24 protein-coding genes are annotated in these 25,839 nt (G+C 68.9%); 18 read left to right on the top strand and 6 right to left on the bottom strand.

Annotation, left to right across the window (positions count from 1 at the left end; all coding sequences use genetic code 11):
* The first annotated feature begins 332 nt into the window (after positions 1 to 332).
* Positions 333 to 1,325, top strand: coding sequence for an alpha/beta hydrolase (locus tag ACG02S_RS14145; protein WP_394471098.1), 993 nt, complete (start codon positions 333 to 335; stop codon positions 1,323 to 1,325).
* Between the two features lie 90 nt (positions 1,326 to 1,415).
* On the opposite strand, the gene ACG02S_RS14140 is transcribed toward ACG02S_RS14145, so the two are convergent.
* Together ACG02S_RS14140 and ACG02S_RS14135 are read right to left on the bottom strand one after the other, a co-directional pair.
* Positions 1,416 to 3,887, bottom strand: a complete 2,472-nt coding sequence (locus tag ACG02S_RS14140) for a TonB-dependent receptor (RefSeq protein WP_394471097.1) — start codon at positions 3,885 to 3,887, stop codon at positions 1,416 to 1,418.
* Positions 3,888 to 4,146: 259 nt separating this feature from the next.
* Complete coding sequence (locus ACG02S_RS14135) at positions 4,147 to 5,352, bottom strand: FAD-dependent oxidoreductase (RefSeq protein ID WP_394471096.1); 1,206 nt, start codon at positions 5,350 to 5,352, stop codon at positions 4,147 to 4,149.
* A 227-nt stretch (positions 5,353 to 5,579) separates the two neighbouring features.
* On the opposite strand from ACG02S_RS14135, the gene ACG02S_RS14130 reads away from it, so the two are divergent.
* The 11 genes from ACG02S_RS14130 (at position 5,580) to ACG02S_RS14080 (ending at position 15,513) form a co-directional block, all read left to right on the top strand.
* Complete coding sequence (locus ACG02S_RS14130) at positions 5,580 to 5,984, top strand: c-type cytochrome (protein WP_394471095.1); 405 nt, start codon at positions 5,580 to 5,582, stop codon at positions 5,982 to 5,984.
* On the top strand, positions 5,984 to 6,982 hold the full coding sequence (locus ACG02S_RS14125; RefSeq protein ID WP_394471094.1) for a VOC family protein: 999 nt from the start codon (positions 5,984 to 5,986) through the stop codon (positions 6,980 to 6,982). Before ACG02S_RS14130 ends, ACG02S_RS14125 begins: the two co-directional genes overlap by 1 nt.
* A gap of 67 nt (positions 6,983 to 7,049) precedes the next feature.
* Positions 7,050 to 7,736: an isochorismatase family protein gene (locus ACG02S_RS14120; RefSeq protein WP_394471093.1), complete on the top strand. Its 687-nt coding sequence runs from the start codon at positions 7,050 to 7,052 to the stop codon at positions 7,734 to 7,736.
* The gene (locus tag ACG02S_RS14115) at positions 7,733 to 8,647 is read left to right on the top strand and encodes a polysaccharide deacetylase family protein (protein WP_394471092.1); all 915 of its coding nucleotides are present in this window, start codon (positions 7,733 to 7,735) and stop codon (positions 8,645 to 8,647) included. Before ACG02S_RS14120 ends, ACG02S_RS14115 begins: the two co-directional genes overlap by 4 nt.
* Positions 8,647 to 9,576, top strand: a complete 930-nt coding sequence (locus ACG02S_RS14110) for a polysaccharide deacetylase family protein (RefSeq protein WP_394471091.1) — start codon at positions 8,647 to 8,649, stop codon at positions 9,574 to 9,576. Before ACG02S_RS14115 ends, ACG02S_RS14110 begins: the two co-directional genes overlap by 1 nt.
* On the top strand, positions 9,573 to 10,538 hold the full coding sequence (locus ACG02S_RS14105; protein WP_394471090.1) for a hydroxymethylglutaryl-CoA lyase: 966 nt from the start codon (positions 9,573 to 9,575) through the stop codon (positions 10,536 to 10,538). Before ACG02S_RS14110 ends, ACG02S_RS14105 begins: the two co-directional genes overlap by 4 nt.
* Positions 10,535 to 11,740, top strand: coding sequence for a CaiB/BaiF CoA transferase family protein (locus ACG02S_RS14100; RefSeq protein WP_394471089.1), 1,206 nt, complete (start codon positions 10,535 to 10,537; stop codon positions 11,738 to 11,740). The genes ACG02S_RS14105 and ACG02S_RS14100 overlap by 4 nt, the downstream gene beginning before the upstream one ends.
* Before the next feature lie 73 nt (positions 11,741 to 11,813).
* Positions 11,814 to 13,220, top strand: a complete 1,407-nt coding sequence (locus ACG02S_RS14095; RefSeq protein ID WP_394471088.1) for a 3-isopropylmalate dehydratase large subunit — start codon at positions 11,814 to 11,816, stop codon at positions 13,218 to 13,220.
* Between the two features lies 1 nt (position 13,221).
* Complete coding sequence (leuD, locus tag ACG02S_RS14090) at positions 13,222 to 13,839, top strand: 3-isopropylmalate dehydratase small subunit (protein WP_394471087.1); 618 nt, start codon at positions 13,222 to 13,224, stop codon at positions 13,837 to 13,839.
* Between the two features lies 1 nt (position 13,840).
* Complete coding sequence (locus ACG02S_RS14085) at positions 13,841 to 14,686, top strand: cupin domain-containing protein (RefSeq protein WP_394471086.1); 846 nt, start codon at positions 13,841 to 13,843, stop codon at positions 14,684 to 14,686.
* A gap of 2 nt (positions 14,687 to 14,688) precedes the next feature.
* Complete coding sequence (locus ACG02S_RS14080; RefSeq protein ID WP_394471085.1) at positions 14,689 to 15,513, top strand: alpha/beta hydrolase; 825 nt, start codon at positions 14,689 to 14,691, stop codon at positions 15,511 to 15,513.
* Positions 15,514 to 15,620: 107 nt separating this feature from the next.
* On the opposite strand, the gene ACG02S_RS14075 is transcribed toward ACG02S_RS14080, so the two are convergent.
* Positions 15,621 to 16,088 carry a nuclear transport factor 2 family protein gene (locus tag ACG02S_RS14075; protein WP_394471084.1) on the bottom strand — a complete coding sequence of 156 codons (468 nt, stop codon included), beginning with the start codon at positions 16,086 to 16,088 and terminating at the stop codon, positions 15,621 to 15,623.
* A 112-nt stretch (positions 16,089 to 16,200) separates the two neighbouring features.
* Between ACG02S_RS14075 and ACG02S_RS14070 the strand changes: the two genes are divergently transcribed.
* From ACG02S_RS14070 to ACG02S_RS14055, 4 genes are all read left to right on the top strand, one after another.
* Positions 16,201 to 16,782, top strand: a complete 582-nt coding sequence (locus tag ACG02S_RS14070) for a TetR/AcrR family transcriptional regulator (RefSeq protein WP_394471083.1) — start codon at positions 16,201 to 16,203, stop codon at positions 16,780 to 16,782.
* Positions 16,783 to 17,035: 253 nt separating this feature from the next.
* A complete protein-coding gene (locus ACG02S_RS14065) occupies positions 17,036 to 19,261 on the top strand; it encodes a beta-glucosidase (protein WP_394471082.1) in 2,226 nt (741 codons plus the stop codon).
* A gap of 100 nt (positions 19,262 to 19,361) precedes the next feature.
* The gene (locus ACG02S_RS14060; RefSeq protein ID WP_394471081.1) at positions 19,362 to 20,261 is read left to right on the top strand and encodes a DUF4437 domain-containing protein; all 900 of its coding nucleotides are present in this window, start codon (positions 19,362 to 19,364) and stop codon (positions 20,259 to 20,261) included.
* Positions 20,258 to 21,043, top strand: a complete 786-nt coding sequence (locus tag ACG02S_RS14055; RefSeq protein ID WP_394471080.1) for a maleate cis-trans isomerase family protein — start codon at positions 20,258 to 20,260, stop codon at positions 21,041 to 21,043. Before ACG02S_RS14060 ends, ACG02S_RS14055 begins: the two co-directional genes overlap by 4 nt.
* An 81-nt stretch (positions 21,044 to 21,124) precedes the next feature.
* Here the strand turns inward: ACG02S_RS14055 and ACG02S_RS14050 are convergent, their stop codons facing one another.
* A complete protein-coding gene (locus ACG02S_RS14050) occupies positions 21,125 to 22,735 on the bottom strand; it encodes an FAD-binding oxidoreductase (protein WP_394471079.1) in 1,611 nt (536 codons plus the stop codon).
* A gap of 195 nt (positions 22,736 to 22,930) precedes the next feature.
* Here ACG02S_RS14050 and ACG02S_RS14045 point away from each other — a divergent pair, with 195 nt between their 5' ends.
* Both ACG02S_RS14045 and ACG02S_RS14040 read left to right on the top strand, forming a co-directional pair.
* Positions 22,931 to 24,154 carry an MFS transporter gene (locus ACG02S_RS14045; RefSeq protein WP_394471078.1) on the top strand — a complete coding sequence of 408 codons (1,224 nt, stop codon included), beginning with the start codon at positions 22,931 to 22,933 and terminating at the stop codon, positions 24,152 to 24,154.
* Positions 24,151 to 24,627, top strand: coding sequence for a (2Fe-2S)-binding protein (locus ACG02S_RS14040; RefSeq protein ID WP_394471077.1), 477 nt, complete (start codon positions 24,151 to 24,153; stop codon positions 24,625 to 24,627). The genes ACG02S_RS14045 and ACG02S_RS14040 overlap by 4 nt, the downstream gene beginning before the upstream one ends.
* Before the next feature lie 153 nt (positions 24,628 to 24,780).
* On the opposite strand, the gene ACG02S_RS14035 is transcribed toward ACG02S_RS14040, so the two are convergent.
* Together ACG02S_RS14035 and ACG02S_RS14030 are read right to left on the bottom strand one after the other, a co-directional pair.
* Entirely contained in the window at positions 24,781 to 25,032 is a 252-nt protein-coding gene (locus ACG02S_RS14035; protein WP_394471076.1) for a transposase, read from the bottom strand.
* 64 nt (positions 25,033 to 25,096) lie between these two features.
* Complete coding sequence (locus ACG02S_RS14030) at positions 25,097 to 25,777, bottom strand: hypothetical protein (protein ID WP_394471075.1); 681 nt, start codon at positions 25,775 to 25,777, stop codon at positions 25,097 to 25,099.
* Between the last annotated feature and the right edge of the window lie 62 nt (positions 25,778 to 25,839).

The following is a 25,839-nucleotide window of genomic DNA, read 5'->3' as shown; positions in this document are numbered from 1 at the left end:
ACAGCCTGAGGACTGCGGGCGTATCCAGGCCCGGTCGGTGACTCGTGGTCTGGGTTGAGGCTCAATGTATGCAGCGCGGCGCGGTCATGCCGGCCGGCTTTCGGCATCACTCGTCAGGTGGATAACCGCCGGTAATCCTGCGCTGTCGTGGTGTCGCGTTCACCCGTGCAGGGTGCCGGATGCCCCATACCGGCCGCCGCGCTGTCTGCCAGGTGGACAGCAGCCATCGGGCGCTTGGCGACGTCCGCACCCGGCGCCTAGCGTGGCCCGATGCTCAACCTGCCCGACCGGGCCCTTCCGCCATGCCGTTCAAGTACCAACTCCATGCCCTGATGAGCGCCGCACTGCTGGCGCTCACCTGCGCCCCGGCGCTGTCGCAGCCCGCGCCGCCCGACGCCACCCCGGCCTGCGGGCCGGCGGTGTGCGTGCTGCCGGCGCGGCCGGTCTGGGCGGCCGGGCCGCCGGCGCTGGCCCAGTGGTTCGGCGCAGCGCCTCAGACCGGACCCGACGAGGTGGTCGACGGCGGCGCCAAGGTCCGCAACGTCAGCCAGCCCAGCTACCAGCCCTTTCTGCCGGCGGCCGGGCGGGCAACCGGCGCTGCCGTGGTGGTAGCGCCGGGCGGCGGCTTCCGCGAGCTGTCCATCCGCAGCGAGGGCACGGACGTGGCCCGCTGGCTGGCCGAGCGCGGCATCGCCGCCTTCGTGCTGCGCTATCGCACCATCTACCAGTCGCCTGCCGAGAGCGCAGAGAGCTACCGCCAACGCGTCTTCACGGCGATGACCAGCGGCCCGACGGGGCAGATCGGCGAGGCCGCTGCGGTGGATGGCCTGCAGGCGCTGCGCGAGATCCGGGCGCATGCCAAGGACTTCGGCATCGACCCGCGGCGTGTGGGCGCGGTGGGCTTCTCGGCAGGCGGCCATGTCGTGGGCATGATGGCGCTGACCCCCGAGCCGGCCGACCGGCCGAACTTCGCCGGGCTGATCTACGGCCCGCCCATGGTGGTGCCGCCGACGCTGCCGCCGGCCCACCTGCCCTACCCGCCGGGCACGCCCAAGGAGCCCTGGCTGCGCCCCGCGCCCACACCGGCACCGGGCGCGCTGCCGCCGTTCTTCATCGCGATGGCGCAGGACGATGTGTTCGTCGGCAGCGGCGTGCGCGACTTCTATGACCGGCTCTTCGCGGCGGACTACCGCCCCGAGCTGCACCTGTACAGCCACGGCGGCCATGGCTTCGGCATGACACCGCGAGGCGCCACCGCCGACCGCTGGGCCGAGGCCTTCCACGCCTGGATCGAGGCGCTGGGCTTCAAGAAGGCCGCGCCGTAAGGCCCGGCGCACAAAAGACACAAGGCGCTCCACGGAGCGCCTTGTGTCTTTGCGGGCCGGCGCAAGCCGGCCGGGACCCATGCCTGGTCGTCAGAAGCTGTAGCGCAGTCGCGCGCCGATGCTGCGCGGATCCTGCAATGTCACCTGTACGGCCTGGTTGTTGAAGTTGGTCAGCGGCTGGGCCGTCAGGTCGAAGTAGCGCGACACCGTCCCCCAGTTCTGGGCATTGAACACATTGCGGACAAACAGCTCGACCAGCAAGTCCTTCTTCTCGAAGCCCAGGCGCCAGTCGAAGCGCTTGTAGCCATTGTCCCGCGTGAAGTTGAAGTCGGTCTCCCAGCGCTTGCCGACCCACGTGAAGTCGCCCCGCGTGTAGCCGCTCCAGCCGTCGCTCAGGCCGAACCGGTAGGTGGTGTTGGCTGACACGGTGAACTTGGGCAGGCGGGCCAGGTGGTTGCCATGGAAGGCCACGGCCGGCGCGGTCAGCACGGCGGCATTGGCGGCGTCGAACTTGGTCCAGGTGGCGTCCTTGTAGTCCAGGTAGCCGCCGGCGGACCAGGACGGCGTGATCTGCCCGTCCACCGTCAGCTCCAGGCCGCGGATGCGGGCCTCATTGGAGATCGTCACACCCGTGCCCGATGTGGCGAACGGGCATTCCGGCGTGTTGACCGTCGTGCCGCAGCTGGCGGGGTTGAAGACGGTCGTGCCGGACAGCCGGTTCTTCCACTTCTGGTCGTAAACGGCCAGGGCGTACTGGAAGCTGCGGCTCACCTGCTGCTTGACACCCAGCTCGGCCGATTCCAGCTTGGGCTGCGGCGTGAAGGCCGTGATGCCGGGGAACAGGTTCTCCAGGTAGGCCTTGCCGGCCGCGTTCGCATTGGCATAGCCGCCGTTGACGGTCAGCGGCTGCACGCCGCGCGCCAAGTTCACATAGGCGGACAGCGTCGCCATGGGCTTGTAGCGCAGCGTCACGCGCGGCAGCCAGCTTTTGATGGTGTTGCTGGTCTCGGTGCCGTCCAGCGACACGTAGGCGCTCTTGTCCTTCTGGTAGCGCGTCTCGGCGGAGACGGTCCACTGGTCATTGATGTCGTACTCGACCGCGCCGTACACGGCCGGCACATGGGCACGCAGGTCCAGGTAGGCGCCGGTGCTGCGGGTGGGGCTGACCTGCCCGAACGCCGAGCTGAGGTCGATCTGCGACAGCTGGAAGGTGGACACGAAGTAACTCGCGCCCACCAGGCCACGCAACGGGTTGGACGGGCTGGTGGACAGCCGCGCATCCATCGTCAGGTCGCGCGTCGGGTTGGTCTGCAGCGCCAGGAAGGCGTTGACCTTGCTGCGGTCCAGGTCGTGGATGCTGGTGGAGTTGGACTCGTTGTAGCCGACGTTCACCGCCAGGTCCATGTCGTGGGGCAGCAGCACCGCCCCTTGCGCCGACAGGCGCAGCGTCTCGCGCTTCATGCCCATGTGCGTCAGCCGCGGCGACTTGGCCAGGAAGGGGTCGCCAAGGCTGTTGTCGACGAAGGCGGCGTACACGCTGGCCGGCAGGGCCGTGTTCGCGTCGAAGACCTTGGAGCCGACTTCCTTGTACGACGGGATGCCGTCGCAGAAGTAGGCGACGCTGGGCGTGTAGGTCACCGGGGCACCGTTGGCGTCCTTGCCGGTGTAGGTCTTGCCGGTGCAGCTGGTGTTGCCGGTCGCCGAGACCATGCCGGTGGCGGGCGCGGAGTCCTCGTCCTGCTGGTACAGCCCGCGCAGGCGCACCCACACCGAGTCGCTGGGCTTGAAGTACAGCGTGCCACTGACGTACCGGGAGCCTTCGGCGCCGAGGTCGCCGCCGTCCGTGGCGTGGAACAGCGCTGCCTTGGTCTTACTGCCGAACGAGATGCGACCGCTCAAGGTGTCGCCCAGCAATGGTCCGGAGATGCTCGCGTCCACATCGTTGCTGCCGTCGTTGCTGACGGTGGCGTTGACCGTGCCGGCGAGCGTGGTGCCCGGATTCTTGGTGACGAAGTTCACCGCGCCACCAAAGGTGCTGCGGCCGAAGAAGGCGTTCTGCGGGCCCTTCAGCACTTCCACGCGGGCCACATCGCCCAGGCCCAGGCCCGAGACACCGCCGGAGATGAAGATGCCGTCGACGAAGATGCCGCCCGAGTTCTCCCAGGGAAAGTTCAGCTCGCCCTGCAGGCCACGGAAGGTCACGGTGCCGAAGGAGCGGCCCTGGGCGCCGGTGCCCTGCGCCGACGAGAAGCTGAAGCCAGTCTGCTCACCCAGGTCCTTGACATCGCTGATACCCGAGGCACGGAGCTCCCGCTCGGACAGTGCCTGGATGGAGATGGGCACGTCCAGCATCACCTCGGCGCGCTTGCGTGCGGTCACGGTGACCGTAGGCAGCGCATTGGTCTCCTGCTTGGCCTGCGCGCCGGCCTCGGACGCCGGCTCAGTCTGCGCCTGCGCTGCGCCGCCGATCAACAGCGCGCAGGCGAGTGCCACGCCGGTCGGCGCCAGCCATGGCTGCAGCGATCGGCACGGGGATGAGCAGGGCTTGAGCTTGGATTTCAATTGGGATTCTCCTGATCGTTGACTGAAGGAAAGCATTGATGTTGTCTAGACAGGCCTGAACATGAACTTCCAGCAGGCCCGGCCGGCGATCCATTGACGTCGGTCGAGGCGAATGTAGGCAGCCTCATGTCAAACGTCGCCTCCGTCTGGACGTCACTCGCCAGGCGGATACTCGACCGGCCAGCGCGGGTCGATCTGCCGTTTCGCGGTGCCCGATTCACAGCTCCAGTGCGGCTCGCCCCGCGTTGGAACAGGCCGATCAGGCGATGGCGGCCGCCTGTTCGAGGCTGGTGAACATCGATTGCTTGAGCAGGTAGGTGCGCCGCGCCGCAGCGTCGTTCATCAGCTTGTTCATCGCCTCGCTTCGCTGCGCGCGCGCATTGGCCCAGCCGTCGCGCATCAGCCTCGTGTTCTCGATGGTCTGGGCCTGAACGAATTCATGCGTGACCGTCTTGCGCTGGCGCTCGTACAGCGCAATCTGCTGCGCGGCGTCGGCGCCGTGGCGCAGCACGCGCACCAGCTTCTCGCTGGCGTTCATCGCGTCGTGGATGCCGCTGTTCATGCCGAAGCCGCCCATGGGGCTGTTCAGGTGGGCCGAGTCGCCGACGAGCAGGATGTTGCCCACCGCGAAGCGCTCGCAGACGCGCTGGTGGGCGCGGTAGATGGTGCGGTGGCGCGTGACGATGTCGCGGTCGTGGCCCAGCATGCGGCGGAACACGCCGTTCTTGTAGTCGTCCGACACCAGCTGCTCATCGGTCAGGTCGGTCGGCGCCGGCACGAGGATGCGCCACAACCCCGGCACGCGCAACACCACCATCCACTCCTGCGGATCGGAGATGTAGTTGACGTAGCTGAGGTCGTCGAAGGCCTGCTCGATGGGGTACTCGGTGGAGAAGCAGACGAACTTCTCGTCGTAGGTGAAGCCCGGGAACTGCAGGCCCAGCACCTTGCGCACGACGCTGCTGGCACCATCCGCCGCCACCAGATGCTTGGCGCGCCAGCGCTCCACCGCGTTGGCGCTCTCCACATAGGCGGTCACGCCGTCGGCGTCCTGCTCGACGAACAGCACGCGCTGGCCCTGCAGCACGGTGGCGCTGGGCTGCAGCTTGAGCTGCGCGACGATGTTGGCCGTCACGCGGTGCTGCTCGCACTGGATGCGGAACGGGAAGCGCGTGCGGTCGGCGATCTCGGCCATGTCGAACGAGAACACCTCGCCAGTCTGGCGGTCGCGGTACTGGTAGATGGGCGCCTTCAGGCCCTGGCTGAACAAGGTCTCGGCCGCGCCCAGGTCGTCGAGGATTTCCAGCGTCGGGGCGTGATACGTGGAGGCGCGCAGGTCGGTGGCGGAGCTGGACAGTGGCTCGATGGCAGCGACGGCGATGCCCTGGCGGGCCAGCGAAAGTGCAGCGGTGGCGCCGACTGGCCCGAGACCGGCAACCAGCACCTCGGTGTCGTGAGTGATCATGGGGAGAGATGCCTTCCAGGCTGGAGCAGAGATGCCCCATCGTGGCGTGCCATGGCGGCCGGGTCTCGCCTGGACGCGCGACCGTCCATCAGGCGGATAGGCCGGGCCGCCGCAGCTCTGGCATTGCCGCAGCGTGAACAACGCGACAGGCCATGCCCGGCCCTCGCGCAACGCACGCCTAGCATCGGCAACGATTTGCGTTCCCGGACTCCTCCAAAGGTATGGACATGCTGCTGAAGACCTTGTGCCCCGCCCCGTTGGGCGCCATCTTGTTGTTCGCGCTGCTTGGCACGGGCGCCGCCGTCGCACAGCCGGCTGCCGATGCCGCCAGCATCACCAAAGGCAAGCGCCTGTACATGCGCTGCGCCGCCTGCCATGACACAGGCGACACCGGCCCCGCCCGCATCGGCCCGCACCTGAAGGGTCTGGTCGGCCGGCCGATGGGCAGCGTACCGGGCTACAACTACTCCGCCGCGATGAAGGCCAAGTCGCTGGTGTGGAACGAGGCCCAGCTGAACGCCTGGCTGGTCAAGCCGACAGCCGTGGTGCCCGGAACCACGATGGCCTTCGCCGGCATGCCCGATGCGGCCGAGCGCAAGGCATTGATCGACTACCTGCGCAGTCTCAAGTGATGGCAGCGGCGGCCAGCGCAGACGGCGACTTCCGCATCGACGGCTTCAAGGAGGCCGTGCTGATCGTCCGCGACGAGCGGCTTCACCTGGACTGCTGGGTCGGCAACGGCGGCTGGATCGTGCGCCACCAGGGCGATGTGGACCCGCGCCTGCTGGCCGCCTGGGGTTGCGCCGGCGCCTGCGGGCAGGAATGGCTGCTGGCCCACCCGGACTGCGACACCGGCTTCGTGCGCCTGCTGCGCCTGGAGGGCGCAGGCCCGCAGCTGGACATCCGCGCCGATGACCAATGCTGGGACAGCGGCGGCATCTTCGACCTGAACGTGCGCGTGCTGAACGTCGACGCGATGGCCGCCCGCATGCGTGCGCTGCAGTGGCATGGCGTGGCACCACCCATCGCGTGGGACTTCGGCACGCTGGGCGTCAAGGAATGGCTGGTGCGTGGGCCCGACAACGTGCGGCTGGCGCTGATCGAGCGCCTGCACCCGCCGCTGCAAGGCTTCGACCATCTGCGCGACTTCAGCCAGGTGTTCAACTCCACCCAGATCGTGCGCGACCTGCCCGCAGCGCTGGACTTCTACCAGCGCGTGCTGGGCTTCGAGGTGGCCTCGCGCTACGAATCGCCCGGCTTCGCGCCCGGGCCCAACCTGTTCGGCGCGCCGCCCGGGCTGGCCGCGCAGATCGGGCTGCAGCTGTGCATCGTCCATCCGCAAGGCAAGGTCGAGGGTTCGGTCGAGCTGGTCGCCGCGCCGGGCGCCGACGGACGCGACCTGTCCCATGACGCCGGCCCGCCGCACTTCGGCATGGCGACGCTGCGCTTCCCGGTGCGCGGCATCGAGGCGTTGTCCCGCCATGTCGAAGCCACCGGCCACCCGCTGGCGATGCGCCTCAGCACGGTGACGCTGGCACCGCATGGCGAGGTGCGCCTGCTGGCGCTGCGCGCGCCGGATGGCGCCTGGCTGGAGTTCTTCGAGGTGGTGTCCCCAGTGCTCGCAGGCTGATCATCCCGCCAGCCGGCTTTGGCCGGCGCCGCACGCCGGCCTATCGTTCCTGGCAAAGGAGCGACGCATGGAAATATCCGACAAGACCGCGCGCCAGATCTGGGCCGACATCAAGGCCAACCCCGGGCGGGCCCGCTTCAGCTACGGCCGCAAGGCCGTGCTGGTGAACATCGACTTCCAGTGCGCCTACACCAAGGTCGACGAGTTCAAGACCGCCTACGAGACCGACCCGCGCCAGATCGAGCATGTCAACGCGCTGGCCAAACGCTTCCGTGCGCTGGGCTGGCCGGTGGTGTGGACCCATGTGGCTTACGCCGAGTCAGGCGAGGACGCCGGCGTCTGGGGCACGCGCACCGACACGCCGGACTCGCTGCAGAACATCAAGCACGGCTCGCGCCGCGCGGCTTTCGACGAGCGCTGCGAGATCCTGACCGGCGAGCAAGGCCGCGACCTCGTCTATTGCAAGCGCATGCCCTCGCCCTTCTTCGAGACGCCGCTGCAGTCGCTGCTGGTCTGGCACCAGGTGGACACCGTGGTCATCACCGGCGGCTCCACGTCGGGCTGCGTGCGCGCGGCCGCGGTGGATTCGTTGTCGCGCGGCTACCGCACCATCGTGCCGGAGCAATGCGTGGCGGACAAACACGAGTCCTACCACTTCGCCAACCTGACGGACCTGATGCTGAAGTACGCCGACGTCGTCGACGTGCACGAAACGCTGGGCTGGCTGGACGCGCAGGCAAAGGCGACGGCATGAAGCCCGACACCGGCCACTACGACCACTGGCCCTACCGCAACCGCCCGAAGATCCGCTGGCCTGGCGGCGCGCGCGTGGCCTTCTGGGTGGCACCCAACATCGAGTTCTACGAGCTGGCCCCACCGGCCAACCCGGCTCGCGCGGCTTGGCCCCACCCCTACCCGGCCGTGCCGGGCTACTCCATCCGCGACTACGGCAACCGCGTGGGCCACGTGCGGCAAATGCAGCTGCTGGACAAGTACGGCATCCGCGGCTCCATCTCGCTGTCCACGGCGCTGTGCACCCACCATCCCGAGATCATCTCGATGTGCCGCGAGCGAGACTGGGAGTTCTTCAGCCACGGCATCTACAACACACGCTACACCTACGGCATGTCCGAGGCGCAGGAGCGCTCGATGATCCTCGAATCGATGGAGACCATCGAGCAGCACACGGGCCGCCTGCCGGCCGGCTACCTGGCGCCGGCGCTGTCGCACAGCGACCATACGCTGGACCTGTTCGCCGAGCTAGGCGGCATCTACAGCTGCGACTTGTTCCACGACGACCAGCCCACGCCGCTGCGGGTGCGCGGCGGCCAGCGTTTCGTGTCGGTGCCGTACTCGCTGGAGCTCAACGACACCATCGCGTTCGTGGTCAACAAGATCGAGCCGCGCCGCTATGGCCAGATGATCAAGGACAGCTTCGACCGCCTGTACGCAGAAGGCGCCGAGTCCGGCACCGTGATGTGCATCCCCACGCACAACTACCAGGTCAGCTGCCCGCACCGGCTCAAGGCCTTCGAGGACGCGCTGGCCTACATCACCGGCCACAGCGAGGTCTGGGTCACCACCGGCCGCGAGATCGCCGAGCACTACCTCGCGCATCACCACGACGAGTCGCTGGCCGACATCGCGAGCAAGGGGAATATCTGATGGCCCTCGATCAAGCGCACCTCGCCTACCCGCAGCGCCGCTACGGCATGGACCATGACCGCTACGACTGGTCGCTGCTGGCCGCCCGCCCGCCCGTGCGCTGGCCCGGGGCCAAGCCGCTGGCGGTCTGGGTCAACGTGAGCCTGCAGCACTTCCCGATGAACCCGTCGGCCAACCTGAAGCTGCCCGGCTCCATGACCATGCCTTACCCCGACCTGCGCCACTTCACGCTGCGCGACTACGGCAACCGCGTGGGCATCTACCGCTTCCTGCGTGCGTTCGACCGCTTCGCCATCCGGCCCAGCTTCGCCATCAACGCCGAGCTGGCGCTGCGCTACCCGGCGCTGATGGCCGACATCCGCGCGCGCGGCGACGAGGTGCTGGGCCACTCCTGGTCCATGGACACGCCGCATGTCGGCGGCCTGGCAGCAGACGAAGAGCGCGCCATCGTGCAGCGCTCGCTCGCCACGCTGCGCGAGGCCAGCGGCCAGCCCGTGCGCGGATGGCTCAGCCCCGGCAAGCTGCAAAGCCCCCACACACCCGAGCTGCTCAAGGCCGAGGGTATCGACTACTTCTGCGACTGGGTCAACGACGAGCTGCCCTACGCCTTCCACACCGCCCAGGGCAGCCTGTGGAACCTGCCGCTGACCACCGAGATCGAGGACCGTTTCGTCGTCATGGACAACCTGCATGCCGAGGCCTCCTGGGCGGAACAGGTGATGGATGCCTTCGACCTACTGCTGGCCGAAGCCCGCGAGCAGGGCGGCCGGCTGCTCAGCCTGTCGCTGCACCCCTGGGTGATGGGCCAGCCCCACCGCATCAAGCACCTGGAGACGGTACTGCAGCACATCAGCGCTTCCGCCGAGGTCTGGCAGGCGCAGCCTGGCGAGATCATCGACGCGTTCGCAGCCAACGAGGTGGCCGCATGACGAACACCCCAACTGAGCGCGACGTTCTCATCAGCGAAGTTGGCCCGCGCGACGGCCTGCAGAGCATCGCAGCCATCATGGCCACCGACGACAAGAAGGCCTGGGTCAGCGCGGCGGCGGCGGCCGGCGTGGCCGAGATCGAGGTCGGCTCCTTCGTGCCGGCCCACGTGCTGCCACAGCTGGCCGACACGGCCGAAATCGTGGCGCATGCGCGCACGATCCCTGGCCTCAATGTCGCCGTGCTGGTGCCCAACCTCAAGGGCGCTCAGGCCGCCATCGCCGCAGGCGCGCACAAGATCACCATTCCGCTGTCGGTCAGCGAGACGCACAGCCTGCGCAATGTGCGCCGCAGCCACGCACAGATGCTGGACGAGGTGCGCCAGATCTCGGCCCTCATCCACAGCCTGCCCACCGGCGAGCGACCGCATCTGGAGGGCGGGCTGTCGACGGCCTTCGGCTGCACGCTGGAAGGCGTGGTGCCGGAGCGCCGCGTGCTGGAACTGGCCGTGGCGCTGATGGAAGCCGGCTGCGACGAGGTAGGCCTGTCCGACACGACGGGCTATGCCAACCCGGCCCAGGTGCGGCGGCTGATCCGCGCCGTCTGGTCGGCCGTGGGCCGCGACCAGCTGACAGGCATCCACCTGCACAACACGCGCGGCCAGGGCCTGGCCAACGTGGTGGCCGCGCTGGACGTGGGCCTGACCACGCTGGACGCCTCGCTGGGCGGCCTGGGCGGCTGCCCGTTCGCGCCGGGCGCCAGCGGCAACATCGTCACGGAGGACCTGGTCTTCATGCTCGAAGCCATGGGCCTGCGCACCGGCATTGACATCGAGGCGCTGTTCGCCACGCGCGAGCTGCTGGCCGCCGCACTGCCGGGCGAGCCGTTGTACGGCCTGACGCCGCTGGCCGGCCTGCCCAAGGGCTTCGTGCCCGCCACTCCCCAGAAGACCGACAACGCATGACGACTCCGCAAGACCCGCCCGCCCCGTCTGACCTTCCCCTGGCCGGCCTGAAGGTGATCGAGTTCACCCACATGGTGATGGGCCCCAGCATCGGCATCATCCTCGCCGACATGGGCGCCGACGTGACCAAGGTCGAGCCCGTGCAGGGCGACAACACGCGCCGCCTGAGCGGCTCCGGCGCCGGCTACTTCGCGATGTACAACCGCAACAAGAAGAGCCTGGCCATCGACACCAAGTCGGCCAAGGGCCGCGAGATCGTGCAGCAGCTGCTGAGCGACGCCGACATCGTCATCGAGAACTTCCGTGCCGGCTCGATGGACGAGCTGGGCTTCGGCTACGACGCGCTGGCCGCCACCAACCCGCGCCTGATCTACTGCTCAGGCAAGGGCTTCCTCACGGGGCCTTACGAGCACCGCACCGCGCTGGACGAAGTGGCCCAGATGATGGGCGGACTGGCCTACATGACGGGCCTGCCCGACAAGCCCATGCGTGCCGGCGCCTCGGTCATCGACGTGACGGGCGCGATGTTCGGCGTCATCGGCATCCTCGGCGCGCTGGAGCAGCGCCACCGCACCGGCCGCGGTCAGCGCATCACCACCTCGCTGTACGAGACGACGGCCTTTCTCGTGGGCCAGCACATGGCGCAGTTCGCCGTCACCGGCAAGGCTGCGCCGCCCATGTCCATCCGCCAGTCGGCCTGGGCCGTGTACGACGTGTTCGAGGCCGGCGACGGCGAGCGCGTGTTCGCCGCCGTCGTCAGCGACACGCAATGGCGCAAGTTCTGCGAGGCCTTCGGCTTCGACGACTTCCTGGCCGACGCCAGCCTGGCCGGCAACACCGAGCGCGTACGCCAGCGCGAGCGCACGCTGCCCGTCATCCGCGAGCGTTTCCGACAGTTCGACAAGGCCGGCCTGATGGCCCGGCTGGAGGCGACGGGCCTGCCGTTCGCGCCCATCGCCAAGCCCGAGGAACTGCTGGACGACCCCCACTTGAACGCCGCGGGCGGCCTGGTGCCGGTGACGCTGCCGGACGGCCGCAGCACCCGGCTGCCGGCGCTGCCCATCGAGATGGACGGCCGCCGCTTCGGGCTGCGCCACGACCTGCCGCAGGTCGGCGCCAACAACCGTGAGCTGCTGCTGGCACGGGGCCTCAGCGGGGCCGACGTGGACGCGCTGGTCGCGCAAGGCGTGCTGCACCCATGAGCGCCGCGCAGGGCCGTCCCAAGCAAGCTCGCTCCCGCCTGGCGGGACAGGCGGCAGGCCGAAGGGTGCAGCAATGACCGGACTTTCCCTGTTCGAGAAGCTCTGGCGCCAGCATCGGGTGGCCGAGCTGGACGAGGGCGACAGCCTGATCCACATCGACCGCGTGTTCCTGCACGAGCGTACCGGCGGCGTGGCGCTGCAGGCGCTGGCCGAAGCCGGGCACACGGTGCGCAACCCGCAGCTGGCCTTCGCGACGCTGGACCACATCGTCGACACGGTCCCGGGCCGCAGCGACAACACCTTGATGCCCGGCGGCGAGGCCTTCATCCGCATCACGCGCGAGCAGACGGCCAAGAGCGGCATCCAGCTCTTCGACCTGGGCGACCCGCGCCAGGGCATCGTCCATGTGGTGTCGCCCGAGCAGGGCATCGTGCTGCCGGGCGCCACCGTCGTGTGCCCGGACAGCCACACCTGCACGCAGGGCGCCCTGGGCGCGCTGGCCTGGGGCATCGGTTCGTCGGAGGCCGAGCACGCGCTGGCCACGCAGACGCTGCGCGTCGTCAAGCCGAAGTCGATGCGGGTGACCTTCGACGGCACGCTGCCGCCAGGCGTGGGCGCCAAGGACATGATCCTCGCGCTGATCGCCCGCGACAGCGCCTCCGGTGCGCGCGGCGCGGTGGTGGAGTTCGATGGCGAGGCAGTGCGTGCACTGGGCATGGAAGCGCGCATGACCCTGTGCAACATGGCCGTGGAGTTCTCGGCCTTCACCGGCGTGATCGCGCCGGACGAGGCCACGCTGGCCTACCTCCAGGGCCGCCCGTTCGCGCCGAAGGGCGACGACTGGGAGCGTGCCTGCGCCACCTGGCGCGGACTGCGCAGCGACGCCGATGCGGTGTTCGATGCCCAGACGCGCATGGAGGTCAGCACCTTGCACCCGATGCTGACCTGGGGCACCAGCCCGCAGCACGCAGTGGGCGTGGACGCCCGCGTGCCCGACCCGGCCGACGCGGCCGACCGCGCCACGCAGGAAGCCATGCACAAGGCGCTGGCCTACATGGACCTGCAACCCGGCCAGGCGCTGGCCGGCACACCCATCGACGCGGCCTTCATCGGCTCCTGCACCAACAGCCGCCTGTCCGACCTGCGCGCCGCCGCCGCCGTGCTGCGGGGCCGCCGCGTGGCCGAGGGCGTGAAGGCCATCTGCGTACCGGGCTCCACGCAGGTCAAGCTCGCCGCGGAGGCCGAAGGGCTGCACCAGGTGTTCCTGGACGCCGGCTTCGAGTGGCGCGAGTCCGGCTGCTCGATGTGCTTCTACGCCGGCGGCGAGAGCTTCGGCCTGCGCCAGCGCGTCGTCAGCACCACCAACCGCAACTTCGAGAGCCGCCAGGGCCCGCAGACGCGCACCCACCTGGCCAGCCCGGTCACCGTGGCAGCCTCGGCCATCGCCGGCTGCATCGCCGACCCTCGCGCCCTGCTCTGACATGGAACCGTTCATCACCCACACCGGCGTCGCCGCGGCGCTGCTGCGCAGCAACATCGACACCGACGCCATCATCCCGTCGCGCGAGATGAAGACGGTCTCCAAGACCGGCCTCGCGGGCGGCCTGTTCGCCGGCTGGCGCTACGTGCAGGCGCGCGAGCCCGACCCCAACTTCGTGTTGAACCGGGTCAACCAGCGCGGCAGCAGCATCCTGCTGGCCGGGCTGAACTTCGGCTGCGGCTCGTCGCGCGAGCACGCCGTCTGGGCGCTGAAGGAGTACGGCATCCGCGCCCTCATCGCACCCAGCTTCGGAGCCATCTTTGCGGGCAACTGCGTGCGCAACGGCCTGCTGCCCGTCGTGCTGCCCGAGGCCCAGGTCAACGCGCTGGCCGCCTCGGTGGCGGCCGACCCGCAGGGCCGCAAGCTCAGCGTGGACCTGCAGCGCTGCGTCGTCAACGACGCCGCCGGCAAGGCCTACCCGTTCGAGATCGCCGCCAGCCAGCGCGAGATGCTGCTGAAGGGACTGGACCCGATCGCGCTGACGCTGGCCTCCAGCGCCACCATCGACGCCTTCCAGGCCGCCGACCGCCAGGCGCGGCCGTGGATCTACGGGAACTGACGTGCTCGACCGCCCGCACACCGAGTTCGTCCAGGCGCAGATGCTGCCGTGGCGCCGCATCCCGCCCGGCGCGGCGCGGCCCGACGCCGAGTACAAATACCTCAGCCGCGACGCCGGTACCGGCGCCTGCACCTGCCTGATCCGCTACCCCGCCGGCTGGTCGCGCCTGGCCGACGAATCCCTCGACGCCGCCGAGGAGTTCTACGTGCTGGAGGGCGAGCTGGAGATCAACGGCGTGCGCTTCGGCGCCGACCACTACGGCCAGGTGCCGCGCGGCCTGCTGCGCCGCTCGATGTCGACGCTGCGCGGCGCCGTCGTGCTGACCTTCTTCGACGCCCGGCCCGAGCTGGGCCGTCCGGTGCCGCAGGCTGGCCTGCCGGCCATCGGGCAGCGCGACGTGCTGCACATGCCCTGGGACATGCGGCTCAACGACCAGAAGCTCGCCCACCTGGGCATTTCGCGCAAGGACCTGCGCACCGACCCGGTGACGGGCGAGCGCACCTTCCTGTCGATGATGCTGCCTCACTCCGAGCCGCCCGGCTCGCAGGGCCCGCGCGAATCGCACCCCGTGGTGGAGGAGTGCTTCGTCATCGCCGGCTCGCTGGTGGGCCCGCACGGCGAGATGCATGCCGGCGCCTACTTCTGGCGGCCACCGGGCATCCCGCACGGGCCCTTCGGCACGCGCTGGGGCTGCGTCGCGCTGATCCGCTTCGTCGGCGGCCGCCACGTCAACGTCTGGACGGCCGACGAAGCGCCGTTCGATTTCCACCAGCCCTATGCGCCCGTGCTGCCGCCTGAGATGAGCCACCTGCGCGATGTGCCCTGGCACCCGGCGCGCAGCTACTGACGATGTTCATCGACCGCCACTTCCTGCGCCTGGCCGACGGCCGGCTGGCGCACTACCGCGCGGCCGGCGAAGCCCGGCCCGGCGAGCTGCCGCTGCTGCTGGCCCATGCCGGGCCGGGCTCGTCGGCCGGGCTGGTGCCGCTGATGCAGCAACTGGCGCCGCACCGCCGCGTCATCGCGCCGGACATGCCCGGCAATGGCGACTCCGAGCCGCTGCCGATGGCGCAGCCCTGCATGGCCGACTACGTCGAGCAGATGGTCGAGCTGCTGGACCGCCTGGGCATTGCCCAAGTGGACTTCTGCGGCCAGCACACCGGCGCGCACATCGGCATGGAGCTGGCGCTGCGCCATCCCCCGCGCGTGCGGCGGTTGATGCTGGACGGGCTCGGCCTGTTCGAGCCCGAGCTGCGCGCGCAGATGGTGGCCCGCTACGCACCGCCGGTCGTGCCCGATGACTTCGGCGGCCATCTGGCGTGGGCCTGGCATTTCGTCGAAGGCATGTTCCTGCACTTCCCCTACCACCTGCCCGACCCCGCGCATCGCCTGCACAGCAACGCCGTGCCACCTGCGGCCGCCCGGCAGGCGCTGGTGGTGGACGTGCTGAAGGCTTTGCCGAGCTACCACCTGGCCTACCAGGCCGTTTTTGCCCACCCGACCGCCGAGCGCCTGGCGCTGTTGAAGCACCCGACCTTGCTGATGGCTGACGACGGCGACCCGCTGGCGGTCTACCTGGATGCCGCTGCGGCGTTGGTCCCTGGGAGTGTGAAGGCGCGGATGGCGCGCGAGGAGCGGGCGGGGGTGATGCTGGGGTTTGTGGCCGGCGGGTGAGTGGCCCCGCCCTCAAAGGAGCGCCAGCACCGTCAGCGTGAGGCCGCCACTGCCGTCAAAGCAGGCAACTCCGGCGAACAAGCTTCAAACGGCACCCCTCTTTCGAGTCAAAGACCCATGTCGGTCAGCCCTGGATGGTCGTCCGGGCGGCGGCCGAGCGGCCAGTGGAACTTGCGATCCTCGGCCTTGATCGGCCTGTCATTGATGCTCGCGTGACGATGCGTCATCAGGCCATGTTCGTCGAACTCCCAGTTCTCGTTGCCATGGCTGCGGAACCAGTTACCCGCATCGTCGTGCCACTCGTAGACGAAGCGCACCGCGATGCGATTGCCGTCGAAGGACCACAGCTCCTTGATCAGTCGGTAGTCCAGTTCACGCGCCCACTTGCGTTCCAGCAGCGCCTGCGCCTGGACCCGACCGCGCGGGAACTCCGCCCGATTGCGCCAGACGGTGTCGGCGCTGTAGGCAAGCACGATGCGTGCGGGATCGCGGGTGTTCCAGCCGTCTTCTGCGAGGCGGATCTTCTGGACCGCGGTTTCTCGGCTGAAGGGAGGCAGCGGTAGGCGGGTGTCCATGGCGGAGGCTTTCAGTAAGGGTCATGAGGTGCCGAAGACCGACGGCATGTAGACAACTCTGTCTACATGGCGGATTCTGCCGCCTGTAGACAGACCTGTCTATAGTCGTTGCATGACCCATGACATCGGCACCGGCGACCTCTCCGCCCGAGAACGCATCCTGCGCACGGCGCATCACCTCTTCTATGCCGAGGGAATCCGGGCCACCGGTATCGACCGCGTCATCGCCGAAGCCGGCGTGACCAAGGTGACCTTCTACCGGCACTTTCCAAGCAAGAACGACCTCATACAGGCGTACCTGAACCATCGCCACGAGCAGTGGATAAAGTGGTTCACCGAAGCCCTGGAGCGTCACGGCGGTACTTCCGCGGGTGCGCAGGCGATCCCGCCGGCGATGAAGGAATGGTTCTGCGGTCAGGCGCTCGGTGACTTCCGAGGCTGTGCGTTCCTCAATGGTGTCAGCGAGTTGGGGCCGGTACTGCCTGCCGTCGTTGAGACAACACGTCAACACAAGCAGCAAATGACCGATGCCATCGAGGCATTGCTGCCGCAGTCGCATCGGCGAAGGCGCACGGCCGAGGCCTTGGCCACGGCCGTTGATGGCGCCATCGTGCAGAGCCAGTACAGCGGTGATCCGGCACCCGCGCTCAGCGCACTGCAGCTCATTGCCGACCTGTTGACCACAGCCGCCTGAAGCTGTCTTGAGTCTGCCGGGCACCGGGGTTTCAGCAAGACTGACCCCAATCCGGGCAGCGCCGACGCCAAACCCGGCGCAACCGCTGAATAGATACCCGGCCCTTTGGGATCTCACCGACAGGCGAACACGCCCCGCCCCGCGCTTCGGCCTCCCGTGGCTCGATGCCAGCATCCGCCCATCCATGAGCCGGTCCGGCTTCACGTCACCGGCCCGTGCGTTCGTCCCGGATGCCTGACCGAGCCCTGTCACCATGAAACGAAATCGCCAGAAGTACCTGCTGCGTCTCCTCGCGCCGACCCTCGTCCCTGCGCTGCTCTGCGCCAACGCCGCCAGCGCCGAAACCCACGCCGCCCGCGACGCCCCCGACGCCCGCGCCGCGCGCGTCGAGGCGCAGATGACCGATGCCGAGCGCATGGGCCTGCTGGTGGGCGTGATGCCCATCCCCTTCCCGGGACTGAAGGCCGACTTCCCACCCGGCGTGCCGCCGACGGCCGGCTATGTGCCGGGCGTACCGCGCCTGGGCGTGCCGCCGCAGCTGGCCACCGATGCCGGCCTGGGCGTGGGCAACCCCAACCTGGCCCGGCCGGGCGATGTCGCCACGGCCATGCCGTCGGGCCTGGCGCTGGCCTCGTCCTTCGACGCCGCGCTGGCCGCTCGCGTTGGCGCGACGGTGGCAAGCGAGGCCCGAGCCAAGGGCTTCAACGTGCTGCTGGCCGGCGGCATGAACCTGGCGCGCGACCCGCGCAACGGCCGCAACTTCGAATACTTGGGCGAAGACCCGCTGCTGGCCGGCGTGCTGGCCGGGCATTCCATCAAGGCCATCCAGCAGCAAGGCGTGGTGTCGACCATCAAGCACTTCGCGCTGAACGGGCAGGAGACGCTGCGCTTCTACGCGGACTCGGTCATTGCCGAGGCGCCGCTGCGCGAGAGCGAGCTGCTGGCCTTCCAGATCGGCATCGAGATCGGCCAGCCCGGCTCGGTGATGTGCGCCTACAACCTCGTCAACGGCCACAAGGCCTGCGGCAACGACTTCCTGCTGAACACCGTGCTCAAGCGCGACTGGGGCTACAAGGGCTGGGTCATGTCGGACTGGGGTGCCGTCAGCGCGGCCGAGTTCATCAACGCCGGTCTGGACCAGCAGGCCGGCAGCCAACTGGACAAGCAGGTCTGGTTCGGCCAACCGCTGCAGGCGCTGATCGATGCCGGCACCGTGAGCAAGGCACGCGTGTCGGACGCCGTGCGCCGCATGCTGCGCAGCTTCTACGCGCTGGGCATCGAGGCGCCCTACGCGCCCCAGCCCATCGACTACAAGGCCAACGCGCAGGTGGCACTGGAGGCCGCGCGAGCCGGGCTGGTGCTGCTGAAGAACGAGGGCGGCCTGCTGCCGCTGGACAAGGCCGCGCTGGCCGGCAAGAACGTGCTGGTCGTCGGCGCGAACGCGGACTTCGGCGTGCTGTCGGGCGGTGGTTCCAGCCAGGTCTTCTCCAGCAACGGCAAGCCGCGCTTCGCCAGCGGTGACGCGACGGACCCGTCGACCACCTTCACCCGCCAGGTCTTCACGCCAGGCGCGCCGCTGGCCGCGCTGAAGGCGGCGCTGCCCGACGCGAAGTTCCGCTTCAACACCGGCTACTCGCCCGACACGGCCGCCGCCTACGCGGCGCACGCCGACCTGGTCGTCGTGTTCGCCACCAAGTGGGAGGGCGAGGCCTTCGACTCCGGTTCGCTGGCACTGCCCCAGGGGCAGGACGAGCTGATCGCCAAGCTGGCCGCGGCCAATCGCAATGTCGTCGTCGTGCTGCAGACCGGCAACCCGGTCACCATGCCCTGGCTGCGCGACGTGCGCGCGGTTCTGCAGGCCTGGTACCCGGGCCAGGAGGGCGCGCAGGCCATCGCCGAGGCAATGACGGGGGCCACCAATCCTTCGGGCCGCCTGCCGGTGAGCTTCCCGCAGTCCATCGCGCAATGGCCGCGCGCCGCGCTGCCGGGCCTGGGGCTGGTCGAGCGCACGCCGGTCAAGGTGGTCTATGACGAAGGCGCCGACGCCGGCTACCGCTGGTTCGCCAAGACGGGGCTGACGCCGCTGTTCCCGTTCGGCCACGGCCTGAGCTACACACGCTTCACGCACAGCGGCGCCTGGGCGCGCCACGATGCGAAGCAAGGCGTGGAACTGGGCCTGACCGTCAGCAACGACGGCGCGCTGGCTGGCGCGGATGTGCCGCAGGCCTATCTCATTGCACGCAACGGGCAGAAGCTGCAGCGCCTGGTGGGCTTCGGCAAGCTGCCGCTGAAGGCCGGCGAGAGGCAGTCGCTGACCGTCAAGGTCGACCCGCGCCTGCTGGCCGACTACCGCGAGGAAAAAGGCCTGGGCGGATGGACCCTGCCGGCCGGCACCTACACCTTCGCCTTCGGCAAGAGCGCGGCCGAGCTGGGTGAGCCGGTGGAGCTGAAGCTGCCGGCGCAGCGGCTCAAGCCCTGACGCTCATTCAACAGGCGGACACCGCCGCAGCCTCGATTGGCTGCGCGCGAGGCGCCCGCAATCATGACTGCATCCCCCTGCTGACACGAGGACACCCGCCATGCGACCGCATGTAGAGCTCATCGACGAGAAAGACCTGATCTGGCACCCCGCCGAACTGCCGCACGGCAGCGGCGAGGCGCGCCAGCGCAACCTGAACTACTGCGAGGAAAAAGGCGAGGCCTCGCTGCTGGTGGAGTTCACCAGCGACTGGCGCCGCCCCGCCGGCCTGCATGCCGCGCAGACGGAGTGGTATGTGCTGTCGGGTGAGATCAGCGTCGGCGACGCCGTGCTGGTCAAGGACGACTACCTGATGGCCCCGCAAGGCGTGCTGATGCCGGCCGTCCAGGCCAAGGCCGGCACGCGCATCCTGCTGTTCCGCGAGTACGCCGACTGGGCCTTCACGCCGGGCAATGCGCACGGAGCGCACCGCAACCCGGCGCACGAGCTGGTCATCAAGCAGGCCAGCAAGATGGACTGGTATGACGTGACGCACCCGACGCACGGCAGCCCGATGGACTTCTCGCGCGGCGGCACGCCGGTGCCGGGCCTGTTCATCAAGCTGCTGCACCACGACAAGGTCACCGGCTTCTACACGCGGTTGATCCACGCCAAGGCCAACTGGAAGGAGCATCCGCTCGCCCACCACCCCTGCTACGAAGAGGCCTTCACGCTGGAAGGCAGCTTTGAATACAACTTCGGCACCATGTATCCGGGCACGTACTTCTTCCGCCCGGCCGGCGTGCGCCACGGCGACTTCGTGGCCGGCGACGAGGGCACGACGTGGCTGCTGCGCTGCGACGGCCGCCTCGTGGACTGGTACACGGACAACGCGCGTGTCGAGATGCACGGCGACCCGGTCAACTGGGGCCCCGAGTTCCCCGGCAGCGAGCCGCCGGTGCTGTTGCAGGCCACGCGCTCGCGCTCCGTCGGCCCCATGAAAGATCCGAGCTACGTATGAGCAAGATTCCCCATCCCCAAGGCCGTGACACGTTGGGCTGGCGCAAGGTCTTCGCCTGCTTCGGCCCATCCACCAACACTGTGGTCGAGCCCGAGTTCGCCGCCATGCGTCCGGCCGGCGTGACCAACCAGTACCGCGACATCTACATCGAGAACGCCAAGGCGCTGTCCAACGACTCCTTCATGGCCGGCATGGATGTGCTGCAGGCCGCGGTGGATGCGGCCATCCGCAGCGCCATGACGGCCGAGCCCGACTACTACGTGATGGGCGTGTCGGCGGTGTCCTTCATCGGCGGCGCCCAGGCCTGCCATGCCCAGCTCAAGCACCTGCGCGAGCTCGCTGGCAAGGACTTCAGCGTGGGCCCGATCAGCTGCGTGGAGGCCATCAAGGCTTATGGCGGCATCCGCCGCATCGCGGTGATCTCGCCGTACTATCCGGTGGCCAACCAGCACGTGAAGAACTTCTTCAGCGACTACGGCATAGAGACGGTGCGTGACGTGCCGCTGCAGTGCAAGAGCTGGACTGATATTTCACGCGTGACCGAGCCGCAGATCGCCACCGCGCTCAAGCAGCTCGACGGCGACGACATCGACGCCATCGTGCAGGTGGGAACCAACCTGAGCATGGCGCGCATGGCGCCCTATGCCGAGCATTTCCTCGGCAAGCCAGTCATCGCCATCAACACCGCGACTTACTGGCACGCACTGCGCACCAACGGCATTCAGGACGCGGTGGAAGGCTTCGGGCCGCTGCTGCAGCACTTGGACCTGAAGCGCGACTGAGCGCGCGGCGCGCAACACACAGGCCCGGCCGCATGTGGCGACCGGGCCTTTTCTCCTTCGGCTCGCGGTGTGCGCCGCTGGTCAGCGCGTGCCGCCCAGCCCCAGCACGCCGGGGTTCAGCGCCAGCGACGGATCAACGGCCGCCTTGATGGCCTCCAGCAGCTGCCAACTGGCCTCGTCGCGGCTGGCGCAATAGGGGTAGGTGCGGCCGATCTGGAAATGCCCGCAGCCGAAGCGCTGAAACACCGCGATGACGCGCTGCCGCGCCTGCACCACCACGGCCGTGGCAGCCGGGTCGTCCGGCAGCGCTGGCAGGCGGGCGAGATGCTCGGGCTGAATCGCGGCCGCATGCACGGCCAGGCGCTCGCCGGGCCAGTAGAAGACCGGCTCGACAAGCAGCGCGTTCGTCGAGATCGACGAGAAAAGGTAGCCCGCCTTGACGCCGCAGCGCTGGAAGTCCGCCGCCATGTCGGCGAAGACCTGTTCGATGGCCTCGAACACGTCGGGCGCGGTGGACAGCGGCGCCACGCCATGCACCGGCGCCCAGCGCTCGCCGCCCGGGCCCAGCACACTGTTCAGCGGCGGGAACGGCTGGGCGCGGATCACCTTGGCGATGGTGTTGGCGATCTCCTCGCCGCGGTGTGCTGCGGCGAGTCGCCGCGCCTCGGCGATGTCAGCCTGCACGGCGGCGGCGCTGCGGCCATCGGCAATCAGGTGCAGCGAGTAGTTTTCCTCGCCCACGAAGTCGCGCCCGGCCAGCGCCATCCTGCCGGCGGCCAGCAAGCCCTTCACCAGCGTCTTCTGCCGTCCCACCACGGCGCCCAGCGTCCTCACGTCGCTGGCCAGCGAGGAACGCTGCATGCGCACGCGGGTGAGGCCGGGGTCGAAGGCGCACATCTCGCTGGCGATGCCCGCACGTGCCATCGCCGCCATGGCCTGCAACAGGTCGCGGCCGGTCTGGAAGGCGAAGGACGCGTAGTCCTCGTGGGCGGGGTTGGTGATCAGGCGCATCGTGATGCTGGCCTTGATGCCGAGTGCGCCGCCGTCGCCGCAGAACAAGCCCGTCACGTCGGGCCCGTAGTGGCGGAAGAACGGCGCCTCGCCGCCCTGGCCGCGCGCGCCGGTGCGCAGCACGCGGCCGTCGCCCAGCACGACGGTCAGCGCGACGACGCTGTCTGCCGAGATGCCGTGCTGGCCGGCGCCCAGCATGGCCGCGTGCTGCGAGATCGCGCCGCCCACCGTGGAGCGCAGGCCCGACATCGGGCCCCAGAACGGCGTTCGCAGGCCCAGCGGGGCGAGAGCCGCGCGCAACGCGGCCCAGGTGCAGCCCGGCTCGACGGTGACAGTCATGTCGCCTGCATTGATGTCCAGAATGCGGTCCATGCGCGACAGGTCCAGCGACAGCGTGCGTGAGGAGCTCACCAGGTAGGCCCCGGTGTAGCCCATGCCGCCGCCGCGGGCTGCCACCACGCAGCCGTGCCGGCGCGCCAGCGCGACGGTGGACACGACCTGTTCCAGCGACGCAGGCGACGCCACCATCGCTACGCGCTGCGGCCCGCGCGACCAGATGTCCTGGCTGTGCAGCGCGAGTGTCTCGTCATCGGCGCGGACCTGCTCGTCGCCGAGCAGCGCGGCCAGTTCGGCCTGCAGGCGCGCCAGCGTGGCGGCGGCTTCAGCCTCGTTCTCAATCATCACGGCTCCGGGGGATGTCAGTCCTGCCAGCCTAGGCGAGAGATGCCGCCGCAGCAGGCGCGCACCGGCCTGCTGTTCGCTTGCTGGATAGCGGCCCACACTGCTTTCGTGATCCCTGCCGGGCTGGCCATCATCGTTGCGGGGTGGACTTGTGTCCGCCCACCAGCACCGTTTCAGGAGCAGATGAGGATGAGCATGAACACCGTAGGCTATGGCGAGTTCAAGAAGGGCTGGCCCATCGTGCTGGCCGCCTTCCTGGGGGTGGGGCTGGGGCTGTCTCCGCTGCCCTTCTACACGATCGGCCTGCTGGCGCCCGAGCTGGCGCGCGAGTTCGGCTGGGGCATCGGCCAAGTGTTCTTCGGCATCACGGTGATGACGCTGGCGACGCTGGTGGCCGCGCCGCTGACGGGCTATCTGGCCGGACGCTACGGCACCCGGCCGGTGGCGCTCGTGTCGCTGCTGTTGTTCTCGCTGTCCTTCATGTCGTTCGCGCTGGGCGACGGCTCGCTGACGATGTACTACCTGACCTGGGTGGGCATCGCTGTGCTGGGCGCCGGCACGCTGCCCATCACCTGGACGCGCGGCGTCAACGCCTGGTTCGAAGAGCGCAAGGGCCTGGCCCTGGGCCTGACGCTGACCGGGACCGGGCTGTTCGGCGTCATCGCCAAGCCCTACACCGCCTGGCTGATTGCGGGCTTCGGCTGGCGCGGCGCCTACATCGGCCTGGGCCTGCTGCCACTGCTGATCGCGCTGCCGGTGGCGTACTTCCTTTTCCGCAACGTCGATGGCGACCCGCAGCAGCGCGGCAGCGCGCGGGCCGAGGCCGCTGGCCTGACCTTCGCCCAGACACTGCGCGACTGGCGCTTCTGGCTGCTGGCCGGCGCGCTGATCCCCATCTCGTTCGCGCTCGGCGGCCCGATCCCGAACATGGAGAACATCCTGAGGACCAACGGCTTCGAGCGCTCGCAGATCCTGGGGCTGACGGCCCTCATCGGCCTGTCCGCGCTGACCGGGCGCCTGGTGGGCGGCTGGCTCATCGACCGCTTCTGGGCGCCGGGCGTGGCGCTGGTCATCCTGTGCCTGCCGGGCATCTCGTGCTGGCTGATCGCCAACGGCCAGCTTAGCTACACCACGGCGCTGCTGTCCATCGTGCTGATCGGCTTCGCGGTGGGCGTGGAGTACGACCTACTGGCCTTCCTCGTGGCGCGCTACTTCGGCATGCGCAGCTACACGCAGACCTACGCGCTGCTGTACTGCTGCTTCGCCATCGGCACCGGCTTCGGCCCCGCCGCGTTCGGCTGGAGCTTTGACAAGACGGGCTCCTACGCCACCGTGCTGACGGCGGCCGGTATCGCGCTGGTGCTGAGCGCCTTTTGCCTGCTGGGGCTGGGCCGGTACCGCAACTTCGAGACGCGATGAAACACGATCTGCACATCAACGGCGCGAAACATCATGTCGACGCCGACCCGGCCATGCCCCTGCTCTGGGTGCTGCGCGACAAGCTGGCCTTGACCGGCACCAAGTTCGGCTGCGGCATGGCGCAGTGCGGCGCCTGCACGGTGCACCTGAACGGCGGGGCCACGCGCGCCTGCGTGATGCCGGTCGAGGCCGCTGCGGGCCAGAAGGTCGCCACCATTGAAGGCGTTGCGGCCGACACCGACAAGGTCGCGCAGGCCGTGCTGGCCGCCTGGGTGCAGCACGACGTGGCCCAGTGCGGCTACTGCCAGGGCGGCCAGGTCATGACAGCCGTGGCCTTCCTGAAGAACCTGCCACGCAGCAAGCGGCCCAGCGCCGAGGAGATCGACGCAGCGATGTCCGGCAACCTGTGCCGCTGCGGCGCCTATGCGCGCATCCGCGCCGCCGTGGCGGACGCGGCCCGAGCCCTGGGGTGAGGCTGTTGACGCCGGGTGGGTCGCGCAAGGCCCGCCAGGCTGGATGCTTCCCGCCCCCGGCGCCGCGGCGCGGTCCTCCGAGTTGACCTTGCATCCCGACAAATACCAACGAACATCGAATCGCGCAGCCGCATCGGCTTGAGACAGCTCCTGCTATCTGATCTCGCGCAGCACACGGAGCTTGAACTCCTGGCTGCAGTGATCGAACTTCTTGCTTAGAGCCCGCGCTCCGTGCTGCTGGTAGCCGGCGATCCAGCGCCGCACACTGCCCGGCACCACCTCGTACTGCTTGGCGAGGGCTTTGCACCCAATCGGTCCAGCCAGATACGCCTGAACAATTTCGAGCTTCAGGCTCTCGTCATGCTTTGCCAATGAAAACACCCCATCGGTTGGATTGGTGTCCAACCTTTGGGGTGCAGTTCAGGCGTGGTCCCCTTTTTTGCAGGCGGCCAGGGCCGTCACGTCAGGCTCAGAAAGGTTTGACGGCGCCGAAGAAGGCCACCGACAGGATGATGACCCAGTAGCAGTAGGCGGTGAACCGGCTGATGCGCAGCGAGCGTTCCAGCGTTGCCTCGACCTTCGGGTTCGGTCCCTTGGCCAGCTCGCGGAACATCAGCGTCCACTCGCGCATGACGAAGCGCAGGTACAGGCCAATCACCAGTGTGCCGGAGTACAGCAGGATCTTGATCGAGTACCACTTCTGTCCCGTCTCGGCCGAGAACGGCCCATGCCCCAGCAGCGAGCTGAGGGCGCACACGGCCAGCAGCGGGATCAGCACGAAACGCACCTTCTCGTCCAGCATCGTCAGCCGGATGCCGGTGTCGGTCTCGCGCTTGAAGAAAGCCGTCAGGCACAGGCCCAGCCACGCCAGCGCCAGCACCCACATACCCGCCAGCCAGGCTCCGCCCAGCGGCTGCGTGCCCCAGAAAAAGCCCATGTGCAGGCCCAGCGGCAAGAGCAGGATGATGCCGGACCGTGCCAGGATGTCGATGCGGTAGGCCGTCTCCATGTGGCGGCGGCGCTCCTCCATCGGCAGCGTGCGGTTCACGATGTGCCGCGAGAGGTTGAAGATGCCCCACTCGCCGCCGAGCCAGTACACCATGCAGACGATGTGGACCCATCGCAGCACAGCCAGTTCATTGAATTCCATTTCCTTGTTCCTTTTGAAGGTGTGGCCGGGTCGGCCCTTGTGCCAGCGCCGCAGGCCGCGCG

It is taken from the genome of Pelomonas dachongensis, assembly GCF_043555865.1.
GTDB classification, from domain to species: domain Bacteria; phylum Pseudomonadota; class Gammaproteobacteria; order Burkholderiales; family Burkholderiaceae_C; genus Pelomonas; species Pelomonas dachongensis.
This window is presented reverse-complemented; position numbering and strand designations above follow the sequence as displayed.

Excerpts from the sequence above, each read along its gene's own strand:
- ACG02S_RS14100 (WP_394471089.1), top strand. The coding sequence starts at position 10,535 with ATGACGACTCCGCAAGACCCGCCCGCCCCGTCTGACCTTCCCCTGGCC.
- ACG02S_RS14125 (WP_394471094.1), top strand. The coding sequence starts at position 5,984 with ATGGCAGCGGCGGCCAGCGCAGACGGCGACTTCCGCATCGACGGCTTC.
- ACG02S_RS14030 (WP_394471075.1), bottom strand. The coding sequence starts at position 25,777 with ATGGAATTCAATGAACTGGCTGTGCTGCGATGGGTCCACATCGTCTGC.
- ACG02S_RS14070 (WP_394471083.1), top strand. The coding sequence starts at position 16,201 with ATGACCCATGACATCGGCACCGGCGACCTCTCCGCCCGAGAACGCATC.
- ACG02S_RS14135 (WP_394471096.1), bottom strand. The coding sequence starts at position 5,352 with ATGATCACTCACGACACCGAGGTGCTGGTTGCCGGTCTCGGGCCAGTC.
- ACG02S_RS14105 (WP_394471090.1), top strand. The coding sequence starts at position 9,573 with ATGACGAACACCCCAACTGAGCGCGACGTTCTCATCAGCGAAGTTGGC.
- ACG02S_RS14075 (WP_394471084.1), bottom strand. The coding sequence starts at position 16,088 with ATGGACACCCGCCTACCGCTGCCTCCCTTCAGCCGAGAAACCGCGGTC.
- ACG02S_RS14040 (WP_394471077.1), top strand. The coding sequence starts at position 24,151 with ATGAAACACGATCTGCACATCAACGGCGCGAAACATCATGTCGACGCC.
- ACG02S_RS14120 (WP_394471093.1), top strand. The coding sequence starts at position 7,050 with ATGGAAATATCCGACAAGACCGCGCGCCAGATCTGGGCCGACATCAAG.
- ACG02S_RS14065 (WP_394471082.1), top strand. The coding sequence starts at position 17,036 with ATGAAACGAAATCGCCAGAAGTACCTGCTGCGTCTCCTCGCGCCGACC.
- ACG02S_RS14045 (WP_394471078.1), top strand. The coding sequence starts at position 22,931 with ATGAACACCGTAGGCTATGGCGAGTTCAAGAAGGGCTGGCCCATCGTG.
- ACG02S_RS14115 (WP_394471092.1), top strand. The coding sequence starts at position 7,733 with ATGAAGCCCGACACCGGCCACTACGACCACTGGCCCTACCGCAACCGC.
- leuD (WP_394471087.1), top strand. The coding sequence starts at position 13,222 with ATGGAACCGTTCATCACCCACACCGGCGTCGCCGCGGCGCTGCTGCGC.
- ACG02S_RS14095 (WP_394471088.1), top strand. The coding sequence starts at position 11,814 with ATGACCGGACTTTCCCTGTTCGAGAAGCTCTGGCGCCAGCATCGGGTG.
- ACG02S_RS14110 (WP_394471091.1), top strand. The coding sequence starts at position 8,647 with ATGGCCCTCGATCAAGCGCACCTCGCCTACCCGCAGCGCCGCTACGGC.
- ACG02S_RS14050 (WP_394471079.1), bottom strand. The coding sequence starts at position 22,735 with ATGATTGAGAACGAGGCTGAAGCCGCCGCCACGCTGGCGCGCCTGCAG.
- ACG02S_RS14145 (WP_394471098.1), top strand. The coding sequence starts at position 333 with ATGAGCGCCGCACTGCTGGCGCTCACCTGCGCCCCGGCGCTGTCGCAG.
- ACG02S_RS14080 (WP_394471085.1), top strand. The coding sequence starts at position 14,689 with ATGTTCATCGACCGCCACTTCCTGCGCCTGGCCGACGGCCGGCTGGCG.
- ACG02S_RS14060 (WP_394471081.1), top strand. The coding sequence starts at position 19,362 with ATGCGACCGCATGTAGAGCTCATCGACGAGAAAGACCTGATCTGGCAC.
- ACG02S_RS14130 (WP_394471095.1), top strand. The coding sequence starts at position 5,580 with ATGCTGCTGAAGACCTTGTGCCCCGCCCCGTTGGGCGCCATCTTGTTG.
- ACG02S_RS14055 (WP_394471080.1), top strand. The coding sequence starts at position 20,258 with ATGAGCAAGATTCCCCATCCCCAAGGCCGTGACACGTTGGGCTGGCGC.